Origin of the sequence: Sphingomonas changbaiensis NBRC 104936 (assembly GCF_000974765.1) — a bacterium.
GTDB classification, from domain to species: domain Bacteria; phylum Pseudomonadota; class Alphaproteobacteria; order Sphingomonadales; family Sphingomonadaceae; genus Sphingomonas_B; species Sphingomonas_B changbaiensis.
Map to the genome: position 1 here is coordinate 107,479 of NZ_BBWU01000045.1, position 15,751 is coordinate 123,229.

A 15,751-nucleotide genomic window follows, 5' to 3' on the forward strand; every position below is an offset into this window, starting at 1 on the left:
ATCGTCACTGCCGACGATTTCGGCGCATCCCTTGCGGTCAACGAAGCGGTCGAACGGGCGCATCGCGACGGCTTCCTGACCGCTGCCAGCCTGATGGTGACCGGGACTGTTGCTGCCGATGCCGTCGCGCGCGCCGGGACGATGCCGTCGCTGGGAGTCGGCCTGCATCTCGTCCTCGTCGAGGGGCGGCCGGCGCTGCCGCCTTCCGATGTGCCGATGCTGGTCGACGAGACCGGCGCGTTCTGTCGCGACATGGCGCGGCTTGGGCTCGCGATCTTCGCCAACCCTTCCGCCCGGCGCCAGCTCTATGCGGAGATCGAGGCGCAATTCACCCTGTTCGCGGCGACCGGGCTGCCGCTCGATCACGTCAACGCCCACAAGCATTTCCACGTCCATCCGACGATTGCGTCGGCGATCCTGGCGATCGGCCCGCGATACGGGATGAAGGCAATGCGGGCGCCTGTCGAGCGCGGTCGCGGTGGTGCGCTGGTCCGGCTTTGGGCGACGCTGCTTCAGCGCCGCTTGCGTCGGGCGGGTATGCTGGTTCCGGATCAGATCGTCGGCCTGGCCTGGTCGGGCGCCTTCGACCGCGATCGCATGCGCCGCGCCCTGACGAGCCTCTCACCCGGCTTGACGGAAATCTACACCCATCCGGCCGCTGAAGACGTCTACCCCGGCAGCGCGCGCGGCTACCGCTATCGCGACGAATTGGCGGCTCTTGTTGACCGGGATTTGGGCACGCTCGCGCGGCACGGCAGCGAACTCGGCAACTTCACCGCGTTCATGCAGTGAACCGCTCCCGGATCAGTCTTCGCGCACGCGTCCGCTGAGCTTGCCGACGGCGCCTTCCCAGTCGCTCCGGCTGGCTGCGCGGCGGCGGGCCAGCAGGGCGATCAGGCACAGGCCGCCCACTGCCTGCAACAGGCTCAGCAGGTCGGGCAAAGGAAGCTGCGTCATCCGGCGCTTGTCGCAGCCTCTGGTTAACCGATTGGCTCATAAGCTCGGTTAACGCGGGGCTGGCGGCCGGCCGCGCGTCAATAGTCGCCGTCGAGATCGTCTTCGCCGAGCTCCGCATCGACGTCGCCGTCCAGGACGTCGTCGCCCAGATCCTCTGGCGACAGGATCGTCATGCCGAGCGCGTCCACCTCTTCCGGCATGAACTCGGCCTGGCGATCGTCCTCGACATAATCCTCGCCGCGGTCGCGGGTCATGTCGGTCAGCACGTCGCCGTCGGACGGGCCGCCGCCTTCATATTCATGCACTTCCGCGCGCTGCGAATCGTCCAGGCCTTCCATCTCGCCGTCCGTTGCCTTGGCTTCCACCCGCCCGTCCATCGTCTTTCCTCCATTGCGCCTGTGTGCAAAAACGAGGGGTCCCGAACCGAGGTTCCAGCCTAAGGAGAATGACCATGCCGACCCGCACCGCGACGGCCCGCTACGATGGCTTCGGCAAGGACGGCCAAGGCCACCTGACCACCCAGTCCGGCGTTCTGGCCGACCAGCCCTACGGCTTCGGCACCCGCTTCGGCGACGAGCCCGGCACGAACCCGGAGGAGCTGGCGGCGGCAGCGCATGCCGGCTGCTTCACGATGGCGCTGAGCTTCGCGCTCGCCGGCGCCGGCTACAGTGCCGGCCGGCTCGAAACCAAGGCGGCGGTCACCCTCGACAAGGACGGCAGCGGCTTCACGATCACCAAATCCGCCCTCACGCTCACCGCAAAGGTGGACGGGATCGAGGAGTCGGAGTTCGCGCGCATTGCAGCCGAAGCAAAGGCGAATTGCCCGATTTCGAAGCTGTTCAACACTGAAATCACGCTCGAGCATAAGCTCGAAGCCTAGCTACGTCCGAAGAGCTTCCCACGTTCGGCAAAGGCGACAGCGGCGATCGCCGCCAAGCCGGACAGCGTGAAGCCGGTATAGAGCGGGACGGTGCTGCCGTTGAAGGCGGCGCCGATCGCCGCCCCGATCGAAATGCCGCCGATCGTCTGGATAAGCCCCTGGACGCTGGAAGCGGTGCCGGCCAGCCGGCCCATATGCTCCATCGCGATCGCGCCGAAGTTCGCGCCCGCAAGCCCGAAGCAGCTCATCATCAAGGCCTGGAGCACGGCGAAGGTCAGCACCGTTTCCAGCCCGGCGAGCGCCAGCGCCAGATGCAATGTCGCGAAAACCGTGTAGCCGATGACCGCGCGGTGCGACACGGCTCGCGCCCCGAACCGCATCACGATCCGCGAGTTCAGAAAGGCCGCGGCCGCCATCGTCGCCGCCATCGCCGAGAACACCGGCGCGAACAGGTTGACCGCGTGGAACTCGCTTTCAAAGATCTGCTGCACCGACAGCAGGAAGCCGAACAAGCCGCCTTGCAGCGCGGTCGAGCCGATCGTGTAGCCGAGCGCCAGCCGGTCCATCAGCACGAAGCGGAAGCCCTCACCAATCCGCCGGACGCTCAGCGGCAGGCGGTTTGCGGGATCGAGTGTCTCCGGCAGCCGGATTGCCGACCACAGGAAGGTCAGCAGTCCGGCCGCGGTCAGCACGTAGAAGATCCACCGCCACGGCGCGATCCAGAGGATCAGCTGTCCGAGATTGGGCGCGGCGATCGGCACGACCATGAACACGATCGTGACCAGGCTCATCACGCGCGCCATTGCGTTGCCGACGAAGCGGTCGCGCACGATCGAGGTCGCGAGCACGCGCGACGAGGCGGTCGCCACCCCCGCCGCGACGCGAGCGGCGAGCAGCAGCGGAAAGGTCGCCGCGACTGCGGCCGTCAGGTTGCAGATGACGCCGAACGCGAGGCTGATCAGCAGCACCGGCCGCCGCCCGAATCGGTCCGAAAGCGGCCCGTGCACGATCTGCGCGGCGCCAAAGCCGAACATGAAGGCCGAGATCACCCATTGCCGGTCGTTCGGATTAGCGACGTGCAGGCTGTGGCCGATCGCGGGCAGGGCCGGCAGCATCGTGTCGATCTGCAGCGCCGTCATCGCCATCAATGCGGCGATCAGCGCGACGAATTCGCGAAAGCCGACGTCGTGTCGAGGCGGTGTCGGCGCATGCATCGCGGCCAGATGGCGTGCGCGGCGGCAAAGCGAAAGAGGCACGCGCCGAATTCGCTGAACCAGCCGGTGCGCTCGATCATTCTAGTACGACTGATCGAGGAGGACGGCATGAGCATTTTCGGCAAGATTAGGGACGCGATTTTCGGCCATGCCAAGGCGCAGCAACAGGCGCCGCAATCCGCCCAGGCCCAACATCCCGCCATGCCCCAGATGGGAAGCGCGCCGGCGCAACCGGCACCCGCCCAGCCGCAGCAGCAGCCCGCGCCGCAGCAGCCGGTCGATGTCGAGGCCGTGCTTTCCGACATCGCCGCTCACAAGGGTCAGCAGCTCAATTGGCAATCGTCGATCGTGGATCTGATGAAGCTGCTGGACCTCGATCCGTCGCTCGAGAACCGCAAGGAGCTCGCGACCGAGCTCGGCTACCAGGGCGAGAAGAACGGCAGCGCCGAGATGAACATCTGGCTGCACAGGCGCGTGATGGAAGAGCTGGAGAAGAACGGCGGAAAGGTGCCGGCGTCGCTGAAGGCCTAGAGAAATACCGCACTTGGGAAGTCGCGAGGGCTGAACTAAAGAGCAGCGATGCTCGATACAGTTTCTCCCACCATTCCCCCGCTTTCGCTCGCGCGGCAGGCGGACGATCCGGACGGCTTCGCCCAGGATTTCGGCGCGTCGTTCCAGCGCTTCGGCTTTGGCGTGATCAAGGATCACGGCATCGACCAGGCGCTGATCGATCGCGGCTGGGCGCTGACCAAGGCGTTCTTCGACCTTCCCGCAGAGGTGAAGGCCAAGTATCATCTGCCGGGCAAGGCGGGCGCGCGCGGCTATACGCCGTTCGGGATCGAAACCGCCAAGGGCGCGACCGAGAACGACCTGAAGGAATTCTGGCACGTCGGCCGCGAACTGCCCGCCGGCCACCGCTTCGGTGATGTGATGCCGCCGAACGTGTGGCCCGACGAAGTGCCGGGGCTGAAGGAGACCTTCCTGGCGCTTTACGCCGAGTTCGATCGGGTCGGCGCGAAATTGCTGTCGGCGATCGCGCGCTATCTGGGCCTTGCGCCGGACTGGTTCGTCGAACCGGTCAAGGACGGCAACAGCGTGATGCGGTTGCTCCACTATCCGCCGGTCTCGGCCGATGCGCCGGGCGTCCGCGCGGGGGCGCATGAAGACATCAACCTGATCACCTTGCTGCTCGGCGCCGAAGAGGCCGGGCTGCAATTGCTGGACCGCGACGGCCGCTGGCTGGCGGTCGCTCCGCCGGAGGGCGCGCTGGTCGTGAATGTCGGCGACATGCTGCAGCGGCTGACCAACCATGTGCTGCCCTCGACCACGCACCGGGTCGTCAATCCGCCGCCGGAACGCCGCGGGACGGCGCGTTATTCGATGCCGTTCTTCATGCACCCCGCGCCCGATTTCGTGATCGATACGCTGCCGGGCTGCATCACGCCGGACAATCTCAACCGCTATCCGGAGCCGATCAGCAGCCAGGAATATCTGAACCAGCGCCTGCGCACGCTGGGCCTGCTGAAGGACGACGGGGTGGCGGGCTAGGGTCCGGACCCTAAGGCGTTGACACTCGCCGCCTTAAAACCTAAGTCGCCCGCCTCTCGGTGCCCCGTCGTCTAAAGGTAAGACTACGGACTCTGACTCCGTCAATCGAGGTTCGAATCCTCGCGGGGCATCCAGTTCGGCGGCGGGGCGCGATGATCGGGAAAACGCTCGGACTTGCGCTGGGCTTGACGCTCTCCACCACCGCATCGGCCAATTCCCGCGCGCGTGACGCTGGCGTGACAGTCGGCATCCTTTCGCCGGGTCCCCTCAATGCGATCACCGACGTCGCCGGAGTTAAGGTCGGGCAGGTGACGCTCATCGATGACAAGCACATCCACACCGGCGTGACTGCGGTGCTGCCACATGGCGGTAATCTGTTCCAGGACAAGGTGCCGGCCGGCTTCTTCGTCGCGAACGCGTTTGGCAAGTTCGCGGGCTCGACCCAGGTGGTGGAGTTGGGCGAGATCGAAACGCCGATCCTCCTCACCAATACGCTGAACGTGCCCGAAGCGATGGCGGCGGCTGTCGAATGGACGCTTGCCCAGCCCGGCAACGAGCAGGTGCGATCGGTCAACGCGGTCGTCGGTGAGACCAACGACGGCTTCCTGAACGACATTCGCGGCCGCCACGTCACCATCGCCGATGCCCGTCGCGCGATCGAGACGGCGCAGCGCGGCCCGGTCGCGGAAGGCAATGTCGGCGCCGGCACCGGCACCGTCGCGTTCGGCTTCAAGGCCGGCATCGGCACGTCTTCGCGCCTGCTCCCGACCTCGCTTGGCGGCTGGACGGTCGGCGTGCTGGTGCAGGCGAATTTCGGCGGCGTGCTGACCATCGCGGGCGTGCCCGTCGGCGTGAAGCTCGGGCGCTATGATTACAAGGAGCAGGTCGAGCAGAAGAAGGCCGACGGCTCGGTCGTCGTCGTAATCGCAACCGACGCGCCGCTGTCCGATCGCAACCTGCGCCGGCTGGCCGAACGTGCCTTTGCCGGGATCGCGCGGACGGGCTCCAGCTTCTCGAACGGTTCCGGCGACTATGCGGTTGCCTTCTCGACGGCTGCGTCGGTGCGCCGCACGCTGGAGCGTCGCGCCGCCGCGTCTGCGGTCGAGGATCTGCCGAACGACCGCATGTCGCCGCTGTTCCAGGCCGTTGCCGAAGCGAGCGAGGAAGCCGTGCTGAACGCGCTGTTCGCGGCGCAGACGGTCGAAGGCGATCAGGGCCGCATCGAGGCCCTGCCGCTCGACCGCGTGCTGCCGATGCTGAAGGGCCGCTAGGCTTCGCGGACGGCGTGTCGTCCGCGCATCGCGTCCAGGCTCCACGCGCCGCCGCCGGCTGCGGCCAGGTAGAGGAACACGAAGCAGAACAGGATCGCGGCGTCGCCCATGTTGATCGCCGGCCAGAAGCTCTTCGGCGCGTGGGCCATGAAATAGCCGATGGCCATTTCGCCGGCGCAGATGAACGCGACCGGCCGCGTGAACAGTCCGAGCACCAGCAACGCGCCGCCGATCACTTCGATCAGGGCCGCAACCGTCAGCAGCGCCGGGAGCGGATCGGGCACGCCGGGCTGGGGCGCAGGAAAGTGGGCCAGCTTCATCAGCCCATGTTCCATGAACAGCAACGCGGTCATGATCCGCAGCACCGACAGCATGCGTGGTGCCCAGACTCCCCAACGCTCCATATGCCCCTCCCTCGCTAGCGGCGCTTCACTCCTCCGCGCCTCTGTATTTGAGCTCAAGATACTTGCCCTGGGTGGCGAGCTTGTCGAGGTCGCCGCTCGCCAGCTGCTGCGTCATCCGTGCGAGCTCGCTTTCGACCACGCGCAGCCCTTCGACGAGCTGCGCGTCCGGTCCCTGCCGGCGGAGCTGTTGCGGGACGCGTTGGTAGCCACGGACGAGCTCGGGCAATTCCTCGCCCACCAGCCGGCGCACTTCCATTGCCGCCGGCTCGCGCTCGTCGAGATGCTGGACGCACGGCGCGAGGCCGTCCAGCCGCACGCCGATCTGATCGATCAGCCGGTTGGCGGGCGCAGGAAGGGCCGGGCGCTGCGTGTCCAGCCACTGTTCGGTGCGGTTCGGCAGCGCCTTCAACGGCACTTGCGGCAGCTGCTCGGCCCGCGCTTCCGGCTCGGCGGTGAACAGGATCGTGCCGACCCAGGAGAGCACGATGCCCAGCGCCACCGCCATCACGCCGGTGCCGCCGATCGGGCCGATGATCAGCCCCCACGCGACCGCCGCGACCAGGATCGCGAGCGTCAGCAGGAACATGCGCCGCATCATGCGGACCGCCCGCTGCTTGCGCCGCTCCCGCCTGCGCCGCGCCGCCGCGCGTCCTTCGGGTGATGCGCGGCGGATCAGCTCTTCGGCCTTGGAGATGATGAGGTCGGAGTCGATCATGGGCTACCAATACCCGTTCGCTTCGAGCGAAGTCGAGAAGCGGTTCTCGACAGGCTCGAACCGAACGGCAGCAGGTTTAGCCGACATCGAGCGCCTGCAGCGGCGAGCTCTGGCTCTGCTCGGCGCCTTCGGCTCGCGCGATATAGCCGCGCGACTTTTCGACCTCGTTGGTCAGGGCATTGACCGTGGTCTTCATCGATTCCAGCGCCTTCACTTTGAAGGTGTCGATCGAATCCATCGTGTCATAGACGTTCTGGAACGCACGGCTCAGCACTTCCAGCGGGATTGTCGAGGACGCGGCCTGCTCGTGAATTCGCGCGGTCTGCGTCTTCAGCAGCTTGCCGGTCGAATCGATGATGTTCGCCGTCGTGGTGTTGAGCGCGGTGATCTGCTCCAGCACCAGCTTCTGGCTGGTCAGCGCCTGCGCGACCGTCACCGCCGTACGGAGCGCGGAAACCGTGGTGGTGGACGCGCGATCGACGCCCTTGATCAGCTCGACATTGTTCTTCTTCACGAGGTCGAGCGCCAGATAGCCCTGCACCGTCACCGCCATCTGGGTCAGCAGGTCCTGGGTTCTCTGCCGGACATAGAACAACGCGCTCTCGCGCACCGCCTTCGCCTTGGCCGGGTCGGTCGCGTCCAGCTCGTTGGCTTTGTCTTCCAGCTTCTCGTCCAGGGCCTTGGACATATGGATCATCTGCTCGAGCCGCCCCATCGCGGCCCAGAGCTTCTGCCGCTCGACCGAGATCGCCGCATTGTCCATCAGCAGCTCGTCCTTGCCTTTAGCAAGGCGGCCCAGGATCGCCGCGATATGGCCCTGGGCGGACTGATAGCTGTCGAAATAATTGCGCAGCTTCGACCCGAACGGGATGATGCCGAACAGCCGCCGCTTGGTGAACAGATCGCCCTTTGACGAAGGGTCGAGATCCTCGATCGTGCGGCGCAGCTCGGCGAGGTCGGTGCCGACGCCGGTTTCCTGGTCCATCGCGCGCACCGGCCGGTCGAGAAAGCGATTGCTCTCACCCGCTGCGGCGCGGATTTCCTTTTGGCCAAGGGCGGTGATCGAATCGACGCGCTTGCCGAACTCCGGGCTGTTCACGTCCTGCGCGATCAGATCGTCGACGAACTGGTCGACGCGCTTCTCGAGTTCCGTCTTCTGCTTGTCTTCGAGCGGGACCAGGCCGGCGGCCTTTTCCGGAGCGACGGCAGCGACGGGGTCGGGCGGCGTCAGAACAAGCCCGCTCTCTTCGACAGTGGTCGTGGCGGTGGTGGCCATTAATTCGTCTCCTGCCCCTTGCGGGTTCGGAGATTAGACGCGCGCGGTCGCGGTTCAAGCGGGTTTCGGCATCACGTGCGTGTTTTATGTCGATAATACGGCTTATCGGCTCGAATTGCTCTGCGCCGCGGCCGCCGCATTCATCGCCTGCTGGGTGGAGGAGCCAGGCTGGCCGGGAGCGCCGGTGGCGCCGTTCTCACGGATTGCATCGGCCCGGTTTTCAAGCACTGCCGCCGCCTTGGGCGTGCTCTGGTCGGCGGCATTGTCGAGCGCGTCAGCCTGAGCATCGGCCGATGAACGGTTTGTCGAACTGCCGGAACAAGCGGCGAGAACCAGCAGCGCGAGCGCGGGAGCAGCGTATCTCATGTCCCGCTGAACGCAGCGGGGCGAGCCGAGTTGCCTTAAAGTGCGAATCCGCCGCCGATGGTGCTGTACATGACCCAGCCGGACAGCAGCAGCGACAAAGTCAGCGAAAAGGCCATCAGGCCCCAGCCGAACAACGTCACGATCCGCGGATTCTCGCGGTTCGCGCGTTTGTTGCTGCTGATGCTGGCGAGCACGAAACTGGCCAGGACACCGTAAGTAAAGGCTGCGATTTCAAACATCTTGCCGTGAATCCCCCCCGGACTCTGGATGGATTTGCCCTACGCGGCAGCCGACCCACCCGCAAGGCAGGCACGGGCCGATTTGCGGCGAGCCGAGCCTTTTTGGCGGAACAAGGTTAATGTCTCGTGATTGAGCCGGACGGCTTTCCGCGCGTTGGGCCAGGCATGATATGGAACGCGCTGGCGCTGGTGGGCGGGTTGGCGATCACCGCGGCGACCTTGTTCGACGTGTTCGCGACCGTCGTGGTGCCGGGCCGCGTGGCGGGCCCGATCAACGTGTCGCGGCTGTTGCGCACGATGCTGTTCCGCTCCTGGCGCGCGGCGCTGAAATACGCCACCGGCAAGCCTCATCCACGCATGGACAGCGTGTTCGGCGCAATGCTCCTGCTGAGCGTGCTGCTCGTTTGGATCACGCTGACACTGCTGGGCCTCAGCCTTGCCGCTTGGGCCTTGAGAGCGTCGTTCGTGCCGGCGATCTGGAGTTTCGGTGATGCCGCGTTCCAGATCGGCTCGGCGATGATGACATTGGGGTTGAGCAGTCAGTCGGCCGGGGGCTGGGCGCGTCCGCTGGTCGTCTGGTCGGGGCTGTGCGGGCTTCAGATCATCACGCTGACTTTGTCCTTCACCGTCCAGATCCAGACCGCGCTGCGCGATCGGGACGCGCTGGTGCTGAAGCTGGCGAGCCGGGCAGGCACGCCGCCGTCGGGCATCGCGCTGCTCGTCACCACCCGCGAGCTCGATGCGAATGGTGGCCTGCCGCGACTCTTCGATCGATGGGAGGATTGGGCGTCGATGCTGCTCTACACCCATGCCGCGCACCCCGTGCTTGCCTATTTCCGGTCGGACAAAGGGGTCATCGACTGGCTGACCTCCCTCGGTGCGGTGCTCGATGCGGCGTCGGTCACGCTGGCGATGGTCGATGACGCGCCGACCGGCAATGCCCGCCTGCTTCATGCCAGCGGCACGCGCGCGATCCGCGAATTATGTCGCGCGTTTCGGCTTGATCCACGAGAGGAGCCTGAGCTGAGCGACGAGGATATCGCTCTTGCAATCAAGCGCCTCCAGCACGCCGGCTACACGGTGCCGCCCGGTCGAGAGGCGAGGCTGCGCGACTTTCAGCGCGCCTATCGTCGCGAGTTCGCGGCGCTCGTCCGTCATTTCGGGGTGGACGCGCCGGCCTGGGTCGGCGAGCAGAGGGAATGCGCAGCGTCCGCCTGATCGGCCTTCCGACCGACATCAATTCGAGCTTCCTCCGCGGCCCCGCCGGGGCGCCGGCGCATATCCGCGCGGCCCTGTTCTCCGACATGGGCAATCTCGCCACCGAGCGTGGACCGGAGCTGGTGGCCGATATCGCCGTCGAGGATTCAGGCGATCTGCCGCTCGACGAGAGTGCAGCCGACGATGCGAGAATCGAAGAAGCGGTCCGCTGCGCCTGCGCGGAGGGCGCGGTGCCGATCCTGCTCGGCGGCGATCATGCCATCACCTATCCCGTGCTGCGCGGGATCGCGGCGGTGCACGGGCCGGTCAACATCCTCCACTTCGATGCGCACCCGGACCTGTATGACGAGCTCGGCGGCAACCGCCGTTCGCATGCCTCGCCGTTCGCGCGGATCATGGAAGAGGGGCTGGCGACACGGCTGGTCCAGGTCGGCATCCGCACACTGAATGCGCATCAGCGCGAGCAGGCGCGACGCTTCGGCGTCGAGATCGTGCCGATGCGCGACTTTTCCGCTGGCGCCGTGCCGGTCCCGCCGGGGCCGCTTTACGCTTCGATCGACCTCGACGGCCTCGACCCGGCCTGCGCGCCGGGCGTGTCGCACCACGAACCCGGCGGACTGACGGTGCGCCAGCTGCTCGACGTGCTCGCGCGGGTGCGGGGGCCGCTGGTCGGCGCCGATGTGGTCGAGCTCAATCCCGATCGCGACATCAACGGCATGACCGCAGCAGTCGCAGCCAAGCTGGTCAAGGAACTGTGCGGCCTGGCCGCCGGGTAACCCCTAACCCGTTCGTTTCGAGCGCAGTCGAGAAACGCTAGCTCAGAGCCAACCGCTTCTCGACTGCGCTCGAAGCAAACGGGTGTTTTGATTAGCGCCCATAAATCCGATCCAGCACGTCGGCCACGTCGACAAACCGCTCGGCGTCAGCCGAAAACCGCTCGCCCGCAGCCAGCCGCCGCGCCCAGTCGGCCGCGGCCCGGCCGCCCCAATCATCGGGCGGGCTGGCCAGCACTTCGGTCGCGGTGCCGCGCCAGCGTTCGGCGGTGAAGTCGAAGAAGGACCCGTTCTCGTTGCGAAAGCCGGCGCCCTGGCCTTCGCCGTAGAAGCTGGCAGTGATGATCGCATCGCGTCCGGCCGGTAGGTTCCAGGAGCAGGCGAGGGTGATGACGCGCCCATCGGCAAGCGTGAGCGTCGCCACTGCATAATCCTCGCACTCGCCGGGGCCGAGCGGTCGCCCTTTCGCCAGCAGGCGCGCCTGCACGTCCGCAACGTCCGGAAAGTCGAGCGCCCACAGCGCGAGATCGACAAGGTGCACGCCAAGATCGATCACGCAGCCGCCGCCGGATTGGGCGGGATCAAAGAACCAGCTTTTCCCCGGGCCATAGGCATTGTGAAAGACGAGATCGACCGCGCTCACCCGGCCAAGTTCACCCCCCTGCACGAGCGCGCGGATGCGGCGCATCGCTTCGGTGTGGCGATAGGAGAGGTCGAGGCCGAGCAGCCGGTCCGCGTTTCGCGCCGCCTCCACCACCGCGCGGACTTCGGCGGCGGTGCGGCCGAGCGGCTTCTGGCAGAAAACCGCCACACCTGAATCCAGCGCCCGGATCGATTGCTCGGCATGGAGTGCGCTGGGCGTGGCGATGACGATCCCGTCCAGCCCCTCGTTCAGCAGTCCATCGAGACCGTCGACTCGCTTCCCGCGCGGGGCAAGCTGCGCCGCTTCCGCCGCCATCTCGTCCGACGGATCGGCGTAAGCAACGGCCTCGATCGCGCCTGTCTCGATCATCGCCTGCATCCGGTGCCGGCCGATCCAGCCGGTCCCCAGGAATCCCACCCGCATCAGAACGTCACCAACGCCTTGATGAAATTGCCGGGGCGGTCGCGGGTCGCGTCGAGCGCCTCGCCAAGCCGGTCGAGCGGGTAGCGGTGCGTGTAAAGCTTCGACGGATCGAGCCGTCCGGACGCGACCGCGTCCACCGCCTCGCGAATGCCGGCGATATAGGCCTGCGGATCGCGCTCATGCGCGTTGATCACGTCGATCCCGCGCCAGTTCCACAGCCACATATTGACCTGCCGCGGCCCATCCTGGTGGTAGCCGGCGACGATCAATTTGCCGCGTTCGGCGGTCAGCTCGGCGGCAAGGTCGAGCGGCCATTGCTTGCCGACCGCCTCGATTGTCCGTTCGCAGAATTTACCGCCGGTCAGCTCTTTCACGCGCTCGATGATCGCCTGGTGGTCGTGCATCTGGATCGTCTCGGCCGCGCCCATGTCGCGCGCGACCTGCAGCGATTCCTCGCGGCGGGAAATCGCGATCACGCGCGCGCCGGCGTCCGTCGCGAGCCGTGTCAGCAGCGCGCCAAGGAAGCCGATGCCGACGATCGCGACCGTTTGTCCGGCATGAATGTCCGCGCGCCGGAATATATTAAACGCGCAGCCGAGCGGTTCGCCGGGAAACGGAGCATCGGCCAGCTCGGGCGGCAGCTTCACCACGGCATCGGCCTCGGCCACGTCATACTCAGCGTAGCTTTTGTAGGAGAGCGCCGCGACGCGGTCGCCGACCGACAGCCCCGTCACGCCATCGCCGACCGCGTCGATCGTGCCCCAGCCTTCATGGCCAAGGTCGCCGGGCTTGGTCGGGAACTCCATCCAGTCGGGCCCTGCCCAGGGCGTCAGGTTCGACGCGCAGACGCCGCAGCCCTGCAGCTTGACCCGCACCTGCCCCGGTCCGGGCTCGGGCATCGGCGCTCGTTCGACTTCGATTCGCCCCGGCCCGGTCAGCACCGCGGCGCGCATGGTGTTCGCTTGCAAGCTCAACTCCCGCTTCTGTTCCGATCCTGAAACATCAGGCGGCTGGCGTGAGTTCCGAGCAGTCGCTATCTCGCAGCCCATGCCTCATCTCTATCTGGTCGACGGATCCGGCTACATCTTCCGCGCCTATCACCGGCTGCCGCCGCTGACGAACAAGCATGGCGAGCCGGTCGGCGCCGTCTACGGCTACACGACGATGCTGTGGAAGCTGGCCGAGGAGCTCAACAAGGCCGACGGGCCGACGCACCTGGCGGTCATCTTCGACCACTCGGCCAAGTCGTTCCGCAACGACATGTACGACCAGTACAAAGCCCACCGTCCCCCGCCCCCCGAAGATCTGGTGCCGCAATTCCCGATGATCCGGGATGCCACCCGTGCTTTCTCGCTGCCGTGCCTGGAAGAACCGGGCGTCGAAGCGGACGACCTGATCGCGTCCTATACGAAGGCGGCGCTGGCGCAGGGGTGGCAGGTGACGATCGTCAGCTCCGACAAGGACCTGATGCAGCTGATCGAGCCGGGGCTCGACCTCTACGACACGATGAACAATCGCCGGCTCGGCGCCGAGGCAGTGATCGAGAAATTCGGCGTGCCGCCCGGTCAGCTCGGCGAAGTGCTCGCGCTGATGGGCGATAGCGTCGACAATGTGCCCGGCGTGCCCGGCGTCGGCCCGAAGACCGCGTCGAAGCTGATCGCGGAACATGGCGACGTGGAGGCGGTGCTGGCCGCCGCGCCGTCGATGAAGCCAGGCAAATTGCGCGATAACCTGATCGAGCACGCCGAAAAGGCACGGCTGTCTCGCGAGCTGGTGAAACTCAAATGCGATGTGCCGCTCGGCCATCCGCTCGAGGAAATGGAGCTGCAGGGCATTCCCGAACCGCCACTGCGTGCGTTCCTGGAGCATCACGGTTTCAAGTCGCTGCTGATGCGTCTCGGCCAGGTCGCGGACGAGGTGCCCGAAGCCGAATCGAGCATCGAGCTGCCGCCCGATCCGCCCTGCGACCATGACGGGTATGAGACGGTGTTGACGGTCGAAGCGCTCGACCGCTGGATCGCCGCGGCAACGGCGCAGGGCTTCGTCGCCGTCGATACCGAGACCGACAGCAAGGACCAGATGCACGCCGGACTGGTCGGCGTCAGCCTGGCGCTGGAGCCGAACAAGGCCTGCTACATCCCGCTCGGCCATGGCGGCGGAGACCTGCTGGGCGGGGACTTTCCGGCCCAGATCCCGTTCGACACGGCGGTCGCGAAGCTGAAACCGCTGCTGGAAAATCCGGCGGTCCTGAAGATCGGGCACAACATCAAATTCGATATGTGCGTGCTTGCGCGCCACGGCGTCCGCATCGCGCCGTACGACGATACGATCGTCATCAGCTTCGATCTCGACGCGGGTCTACACGGCCACGGCATGGACGAGTTGGCGGCCACGCACCTCAATCACAGCTGCATCGCGTTCAAGGACGTGGTCGGCACCGGCAAGAACCAGCTCGGCTTTCATCAGGTCGACCTGAATTCCGCGACCCGCTACGCCGCCGAGGATGCGGACGTGACGCTGCGCCTCTGGCGCCGGCTGAAACCGCGCCTGTCCGCCGACGGCGCGACGAACGTCTATGAACGCGTCGACCGGCCGCTGATCCCTGTCGTGGGCGCGATGGAGCGGGCGGGCATCAAGGTCGACCGTGGATATCTGTCGCGCCTATCCGGCGATTTCGCCCAGCAGATCGGCGCTATCGAGGCCGACATTTTCGCTATTGTCGGCACGCCCTTCACGATCGGCAGCCCGAAGCAGCTGGGCGACATTCTCTTCGAGCAGATGGGGCTGAAGGGCGGCCGCAAGGGCAAGTCGGGCGTCTATTCGACCGACGTGAACGAGCTGGAGCGGCTGGCGGCCGAGGGGGTCGAGGTTGCCCGGCGCGTGCTCGACTGGCGGCAGCTGACCAAGCTCAAATCGACCTACACCGACGCGCTGCAGCAGGAAATCAGCCCGGAAACGGGCCGCGTCCATACCTGTTATTCATTGACCGGCGCGCAGACCGGGCGCCTGTCATCGACCGAGCCCAATCTTCAGAACATCCCGATCCGCACCGAGACCGGCCGGCAGATTCGCGACGCCTTTGTCGCGGAGCCGGGCAACGTCATCCTGTCGGCCGACTATAGCCAGATCGAACTGCGCATCGCAGCGCACATGGCAGACGTGCCGCAGCTCCGCGCCGCGTTCGCTGCCGGCGAGGATATTCACGCGCTCACCGCGACCGAGCTGTTCGGCGAGGTCAACCGTGACACACGCGGGCGTGCGAAGACCATCAACTTCGCGATCCTCTACGGCATCTCGCGCTGGGGCCTGGCCGGCCGGCTGAGCGTAACCGTCGAAGAAGCGCAGGTGATGATCGACCGCTATTTCGAACGCTTCCCCGGCATCAACCGCTACATAGCCGAAACGCTGACGACGGTGCGCGAGCGCGGCTATACGACCACCCTGTTCGGGCGGAGGACACATTTCCCGCGCATCAAATCCAAGGTCCAGCACGAGCGCCAGGGCGCCGAGCGCGCCGCGATCAATGCGCCGATCCAGGGCACCAGCGCCGATATCATCAAGCGCGCGATGGTGAAGATGGGGCCGGCGCTCGAAAGGGCCGGTCTGCCGCACGTGCGCATGCTTCTCCAGGTGCATGACGAGCTCGTGTTCGAGCTGCCGGAACGTGATGCCGAGGCGGCAAGCACTGTCATTCGCGACGTCATGGCGTCGGCCGCGGAGCCGGCGGTCAAGCTCAGCGTTCCGCTGGGGGTGGAGATCGGCCACGGCGCGAGCTGGGGCGCTGCTCACTAAGGTTATGGGCACTGGGCACGAACCTGTCTAAG

Annotated in this window: 18 protein-coding genes and 1 tRNA gene; 9 read left to right on the forward strand and 10 right to left on the reverse strand. The window is 66.4% G+C overall.

The features are described from left to right. Nucleotides 1–792 (forward strand): hopanoid biosynthesis-associated protein HpnK, encoded by a 792-nt coding sequence (hpnK, locus tag SCH01S_RS12020; protein ID WP_245612254.1) that lies wholly within the window; start codon nt 1–3, stop codon nt 790–792. A 12-nt stretch (nt 793–804) separates the two neighbouring features. Here hpnK and SCH01S_RS16535 read toward each other — a convergent pair whose 3' ends face one another. After that, a complete protein-coding gene (locus tag SCH01S_RS16535) occupies nt 805–957 on the reverse strand; it encodes a hypothetical protein (protein ID WP_157032913.1) in 153 nt (50 codons plus the stop codon). A 77-nt stretch (nt 958–1,034) separates the two neighbouring features. Then, nucleotides 1,035–1,334, reverse strand: coding sequence for a hypothetical protein (locus tag SCH01S_RS12025; protein WP_046349048.1), 300 nt, complete (start codon nt 1,332–1,334; stop codon nt 1,035–1,037). A 74-nt stretch (nt 1,335–1,408) separates the two neighbouring features. Here SCH01S_RS12025 and SCH01S_RS12030 point away from each other — a divergent pair, with 74 nt between their 5' ends. Further along, nucleotides 1,409–1,837 carry an OsmC family protein gene (locus SCH01S_RS12030; protein ID WP_046349091.1) on the forward strand — a complete coding sequence of 143 codons (429 nt, stop codon included), beginning with the start codon at nt 1,409–1,411 and terminating at the stop codon, nt 1,835–1,837. On the opposite strand, the gene SCH01S_RS12035 is transcribed toward SCH01S_RS12030, so the two are convergent. Next, nucleotides 1,834–3,093, reverse strand: a complete 1,260-nt coding sequence (locus SCH01S_RS12035; RefSeq protein WP_245612251.1) for a multidrug effflux MFS transporter — start codon at nt 3,091–3,093, stop codon at nt 1,834–1,836. The genes SCH01S_RS12030 and SCH01S_RS12035 overlap by 4 nt on opposite strands. A 66-nt stretch (nt 3,094–3,159) precedes the next feature. Between SCH01S_RS12035 and SCH01S_RS12040 the strand changes: the two genes are divergently transcribed. The 4 genes from SCH01S_RS12040 (at nt 3,160) to SCH01S_RS12055 (ending at nt 5,870) form a co-directional block, all read left to right on the forward strand. After that, on the forward strand, nt 3,160–3,582 hold the full coding sequence (locus SCH01S_RS12040) for a DUF3597 domain-containing protein (protein ID WP_046349092.1): 423 nt from the start codon (nt 3,160–3,162) through the stop codon (nt 3,580–3,582). A 48-nt stretch (nt 3,583–3,630) separates the two neighbouring features. After that, nucleotides 3,631–4,599 carry an isopenicillin N synthase family dioxygenase gene (locus SCH01S_RS12045; protein WP_046349050.1) on the forward strand — a complete coding sequence of 323 codons (969 nt, stop codon included), beginning with the start codon at nt 3,631–3,633 and terminating at the stop codon, nt 4,597–4,599. Between the two features lie 60 nt (nt 4,600–4,659). Then, nucleotides 4,660–4,733, forward strand: a tRNA-Gln gene (locus SCH01S_RS12050). An 18-nt stretch (nt 4,734–4,751) separates the two neighbouring features. Beyond that, a complete protein-coding gene (locus SCH01S_RS12055) occupies nt 4,752–5,870 on the forward strand; it encodes a DmpA family aminopeptidase (protein WP_084689544.1) in 1,119 nt (372 codons plus the stop codon). On the opposite strand, the gene SCH01S_RS12060 is transcribed toward SCH01S_RS12055, so the two are convergent. The 5 genes from SCH01S_RS12060 to SCH01S_RS12080 form a co-directional block, all read right to left on the reverse strand. Further along, nucleotides 5,867–6,274 (reverse strand): DoxX family protein, encoded by a 408-nt coding sequence (locus SCH01S_RS12060; protein ID WP_046349051.1) that lies wholly within the window; start codon nt 6,272–6,274, stop codon nt 5,867–5,869. The genes SCH01S_RS12055 and SCH01S_RS12060 overlap by 4 nt on opposite strands. A 25-nt stretch (nt 6,275–6,299) precedes the next feature. Then, the gene (locus SCH01S_RS12065) at nt 6,300–6,989 is read right to left on the reverse strand and encodes a hypothetical protein (protein WP_046349052.1); all 690 of its coding nucleotides are present in this window, start codon (nt 6,987–6,989) and stop codon (nt 6,300–6,302) included. 76 nt (nt 6,990–7,065) lie between these two features. After that, the gene (locus tag SCH01S_RS12070) at nt 7,066–8,265 is read right to left on the reverse strand and encodes a toxic anion resistance protein (protein WP_046349053.1); all 1,200 of its coding nucleotides are present in this window, start codon (nt 8,263–8,265) and stop codon (nt 7,066–7,068) included. Between the two features lie 102 nt (nt 8,266–8,367). Continuing rightward, nucleotides 8,368–8,631, reverse strand: coding sequence for a hypothetical protein (locus tag SCH01S_RS12075; protein ID WP_046349054.1), 264 nt, complete (start codon nt 8,629–8,631; stop codon nt 8,368–8,370). A 35-nt stretch (nt 8,632–8,666) separates the two neighbouring features. Beyond that, nucleotides 8,667–8,870, reverse strand: a complete 204-nt coding sequence (locus SCH01S_RS12080) for a hypothetical protein (protein WP_046349055.1) — start codon at nt 8,868–8,870, stop codon at nt 8,667–8,669. A gap of 165 nt (nt 8,871–9,035) precedes the next feature. Here SCH01S_RS12080 and SCH01S_RS12085 point away from each other — a divergent pair, with 165 nt between their 5' ends. Continuing rightward, nucleotides 9,036–10,088: a hypothetical protein gene (locus SCH01S_RS12085; protein ID WP_046349056.1), complete on the forward strand. Its 1,053-nt coding sequence runs from the start codon at nt 9,036–9,038 to the stop codon at nt 10,086–10,088. Continuing rightward, nucleotides 10,070–10,864, forward strand: a complete 795-nt coding sequence (locus SCH01S_RS12090; RefSeq protein ID WP_046349057.1) for an agmatinase family protein — start codon at nt 10,070–10,072, stop codon at nt 10,862–10,864. Before SCH01S_RS12085 ends, SCH01S_RS12090 begins: the two co-directional genes overlap by 19 nt. Nucleotides 10,865–10,955: 91 nt before the next feature. On the opposite strand, the gene SCH01S_RS12095 is transcribed toward SCH01S_RS12090, so the two are convergent. Further along, nucleotides 10,956–11,927, reverse strand: coding sequence for a Gfo/Idh/MocA family protein (locus tag SCH01S_RS12095; protein ID WP_046349058.1), 972 nt, complete (start codon nt 11,925–11,927; stop codon nt 10,956–10,958). Next, complete coding sequence (locus SCH01S_RS12100) at nt 11,927–12,895, reverse strand: MDR/zinc-dependent alcohol dehydrogenase-like family protein (RefSeq protein ID WP_245612252.1); 969 nt, start codon at nt 12,893–12,895, stop codon at nt 11,927–11,929. Before SCH01S_RS12100 ends, SCH01S_RS12095 begins: the two co-directional genes overlap by 1 nt. Before the next feature lie 79 nt (nt 12,896–12,974). Between SCH01S_RS12100 and polA the strand changes: the two genes are divergently transcribed. Continuing rightward, nucleotides 12,975–15,719 carry a DNA polymerase I gene (polA, locus tag SCH01S_RS12105; RefSeq protein WP_046349060.1) on the forward strand — a complete coding sequence of 915 codons (2,745 nt, stop codon included), beginning with the start codon at nt 12,975–12,977 and terminating at the stop codon, nt 15,717–15,719. Nucleotides 15,720–15,751: the final 32 nt, after the last annotated feature.

Bases quoted from the DNA above. Each gene is read 5' to 3' on its own strand.
- SCH01S_RS16535 (WP_157032913.1), bottom strand. From the start codon at position 957: ATGACGCAGCTTCCTTTGCCCGACCTGCTGAGCCTGTTGCAGGCAGTG.
- SCH01S_RS12025 (WP_046349048.1), bottom strand. From the start codon at position 1,334: ATGGACGGGCGGGTGGAAGCCAAGGCAACGGACGGCGAGATGGAAGGC.
- SCH01S_RS12030 (WP_046349091.1), top strand. From the start codon at position 1,409: ATGCCGACCCGCACCGCGACGGCCCGCTACGATGGCTTCGGCAAGGAC.
- SCH01S_RS12040 (WP_046349092.1), top strand. From the start codon at position 3,160: ATGAGCATTTTCGGCAAGATTAGGGACGCGATTTTCGGCCATGCCAAG.
- SCH01S_RS12045 (WP_046349050.1), top strand. From the start codon at position 3,631: ATGCTCGATACAGTTTCTCCCACCATTCCCCCGCTTTCGCTCGCGCGG.
- SCH01S_RS12055 (WP_084689544.1), top strand. From the start codon at position 4,752: ATGATCGGGAAAACGCTCGGACTTGCGCTGGGCTTGACGCTCTCCACC.
- SCH01S_RS12060 (WP_046349051.1), bottom strand. From the start codon at position 6,274: ATGGAGCGTTGGGGAGTCTGGGCACCACGCATGCTGTCGGTGCTGCGG.
- SCH01S_RS12065 (WP_046349052.1), bottom strand. From the start codon at position 6,989: ATGATCGACTCCGACCTCATCATCTCCAAGGCCGAAGAGCTGATCCGC.
- SCH01S_RS12070 (WP_046349053.1), bottom strand. From the start codon at position 8,265: ATGGCCACCACCGCCACGACCACTGTCGAAGAGAGCGGGCTTGTTCTG.
- SCH01S_RS12075 (WP_046349054.1), bottom strand. From the start codon at position 8,631: ATGAGATACGCTGCTCCCGCGCTCGCGCTGCTGGTTCTCGCCGCTTGT.
- SCH01S_RS12080 (WP_046349055.1), bottom strand. From the start codon at position 8,870: ATGTTTGAAATCGCAGCCTTTACTTACGGTGTCCTGGCCAGTTTCGTG.
- SCH01S_RS12085 (WP_046349056.1), top strand. From the start codon at position 9,036: ATGATATGGAACGCGCTGGCGCTGGTGGGCGGGTTGGCGATCACCGCG.
- SCH01S_RS12090 (WP_046349057.1), top strand. From the start codon at position 10,070: ATGCGCAGCGTCCGCCTGATCGGCCTTCCGACCGACATCAATTCGAGC.
- SCH01S_RS12095 (WP_046349058.1), bottom strand. From the start codon at position 11,927: ATGCGGGTGGGATTCCTGGGGACCGGCTGGATCGGCCGGCACCGGATG.
- polA (WP_046349060.1), top strand. From the start codon at position 12,975: ATGCCTCATCTCTATCTGGTCGACGGATCCGGCTACATCTTCCGCGCC.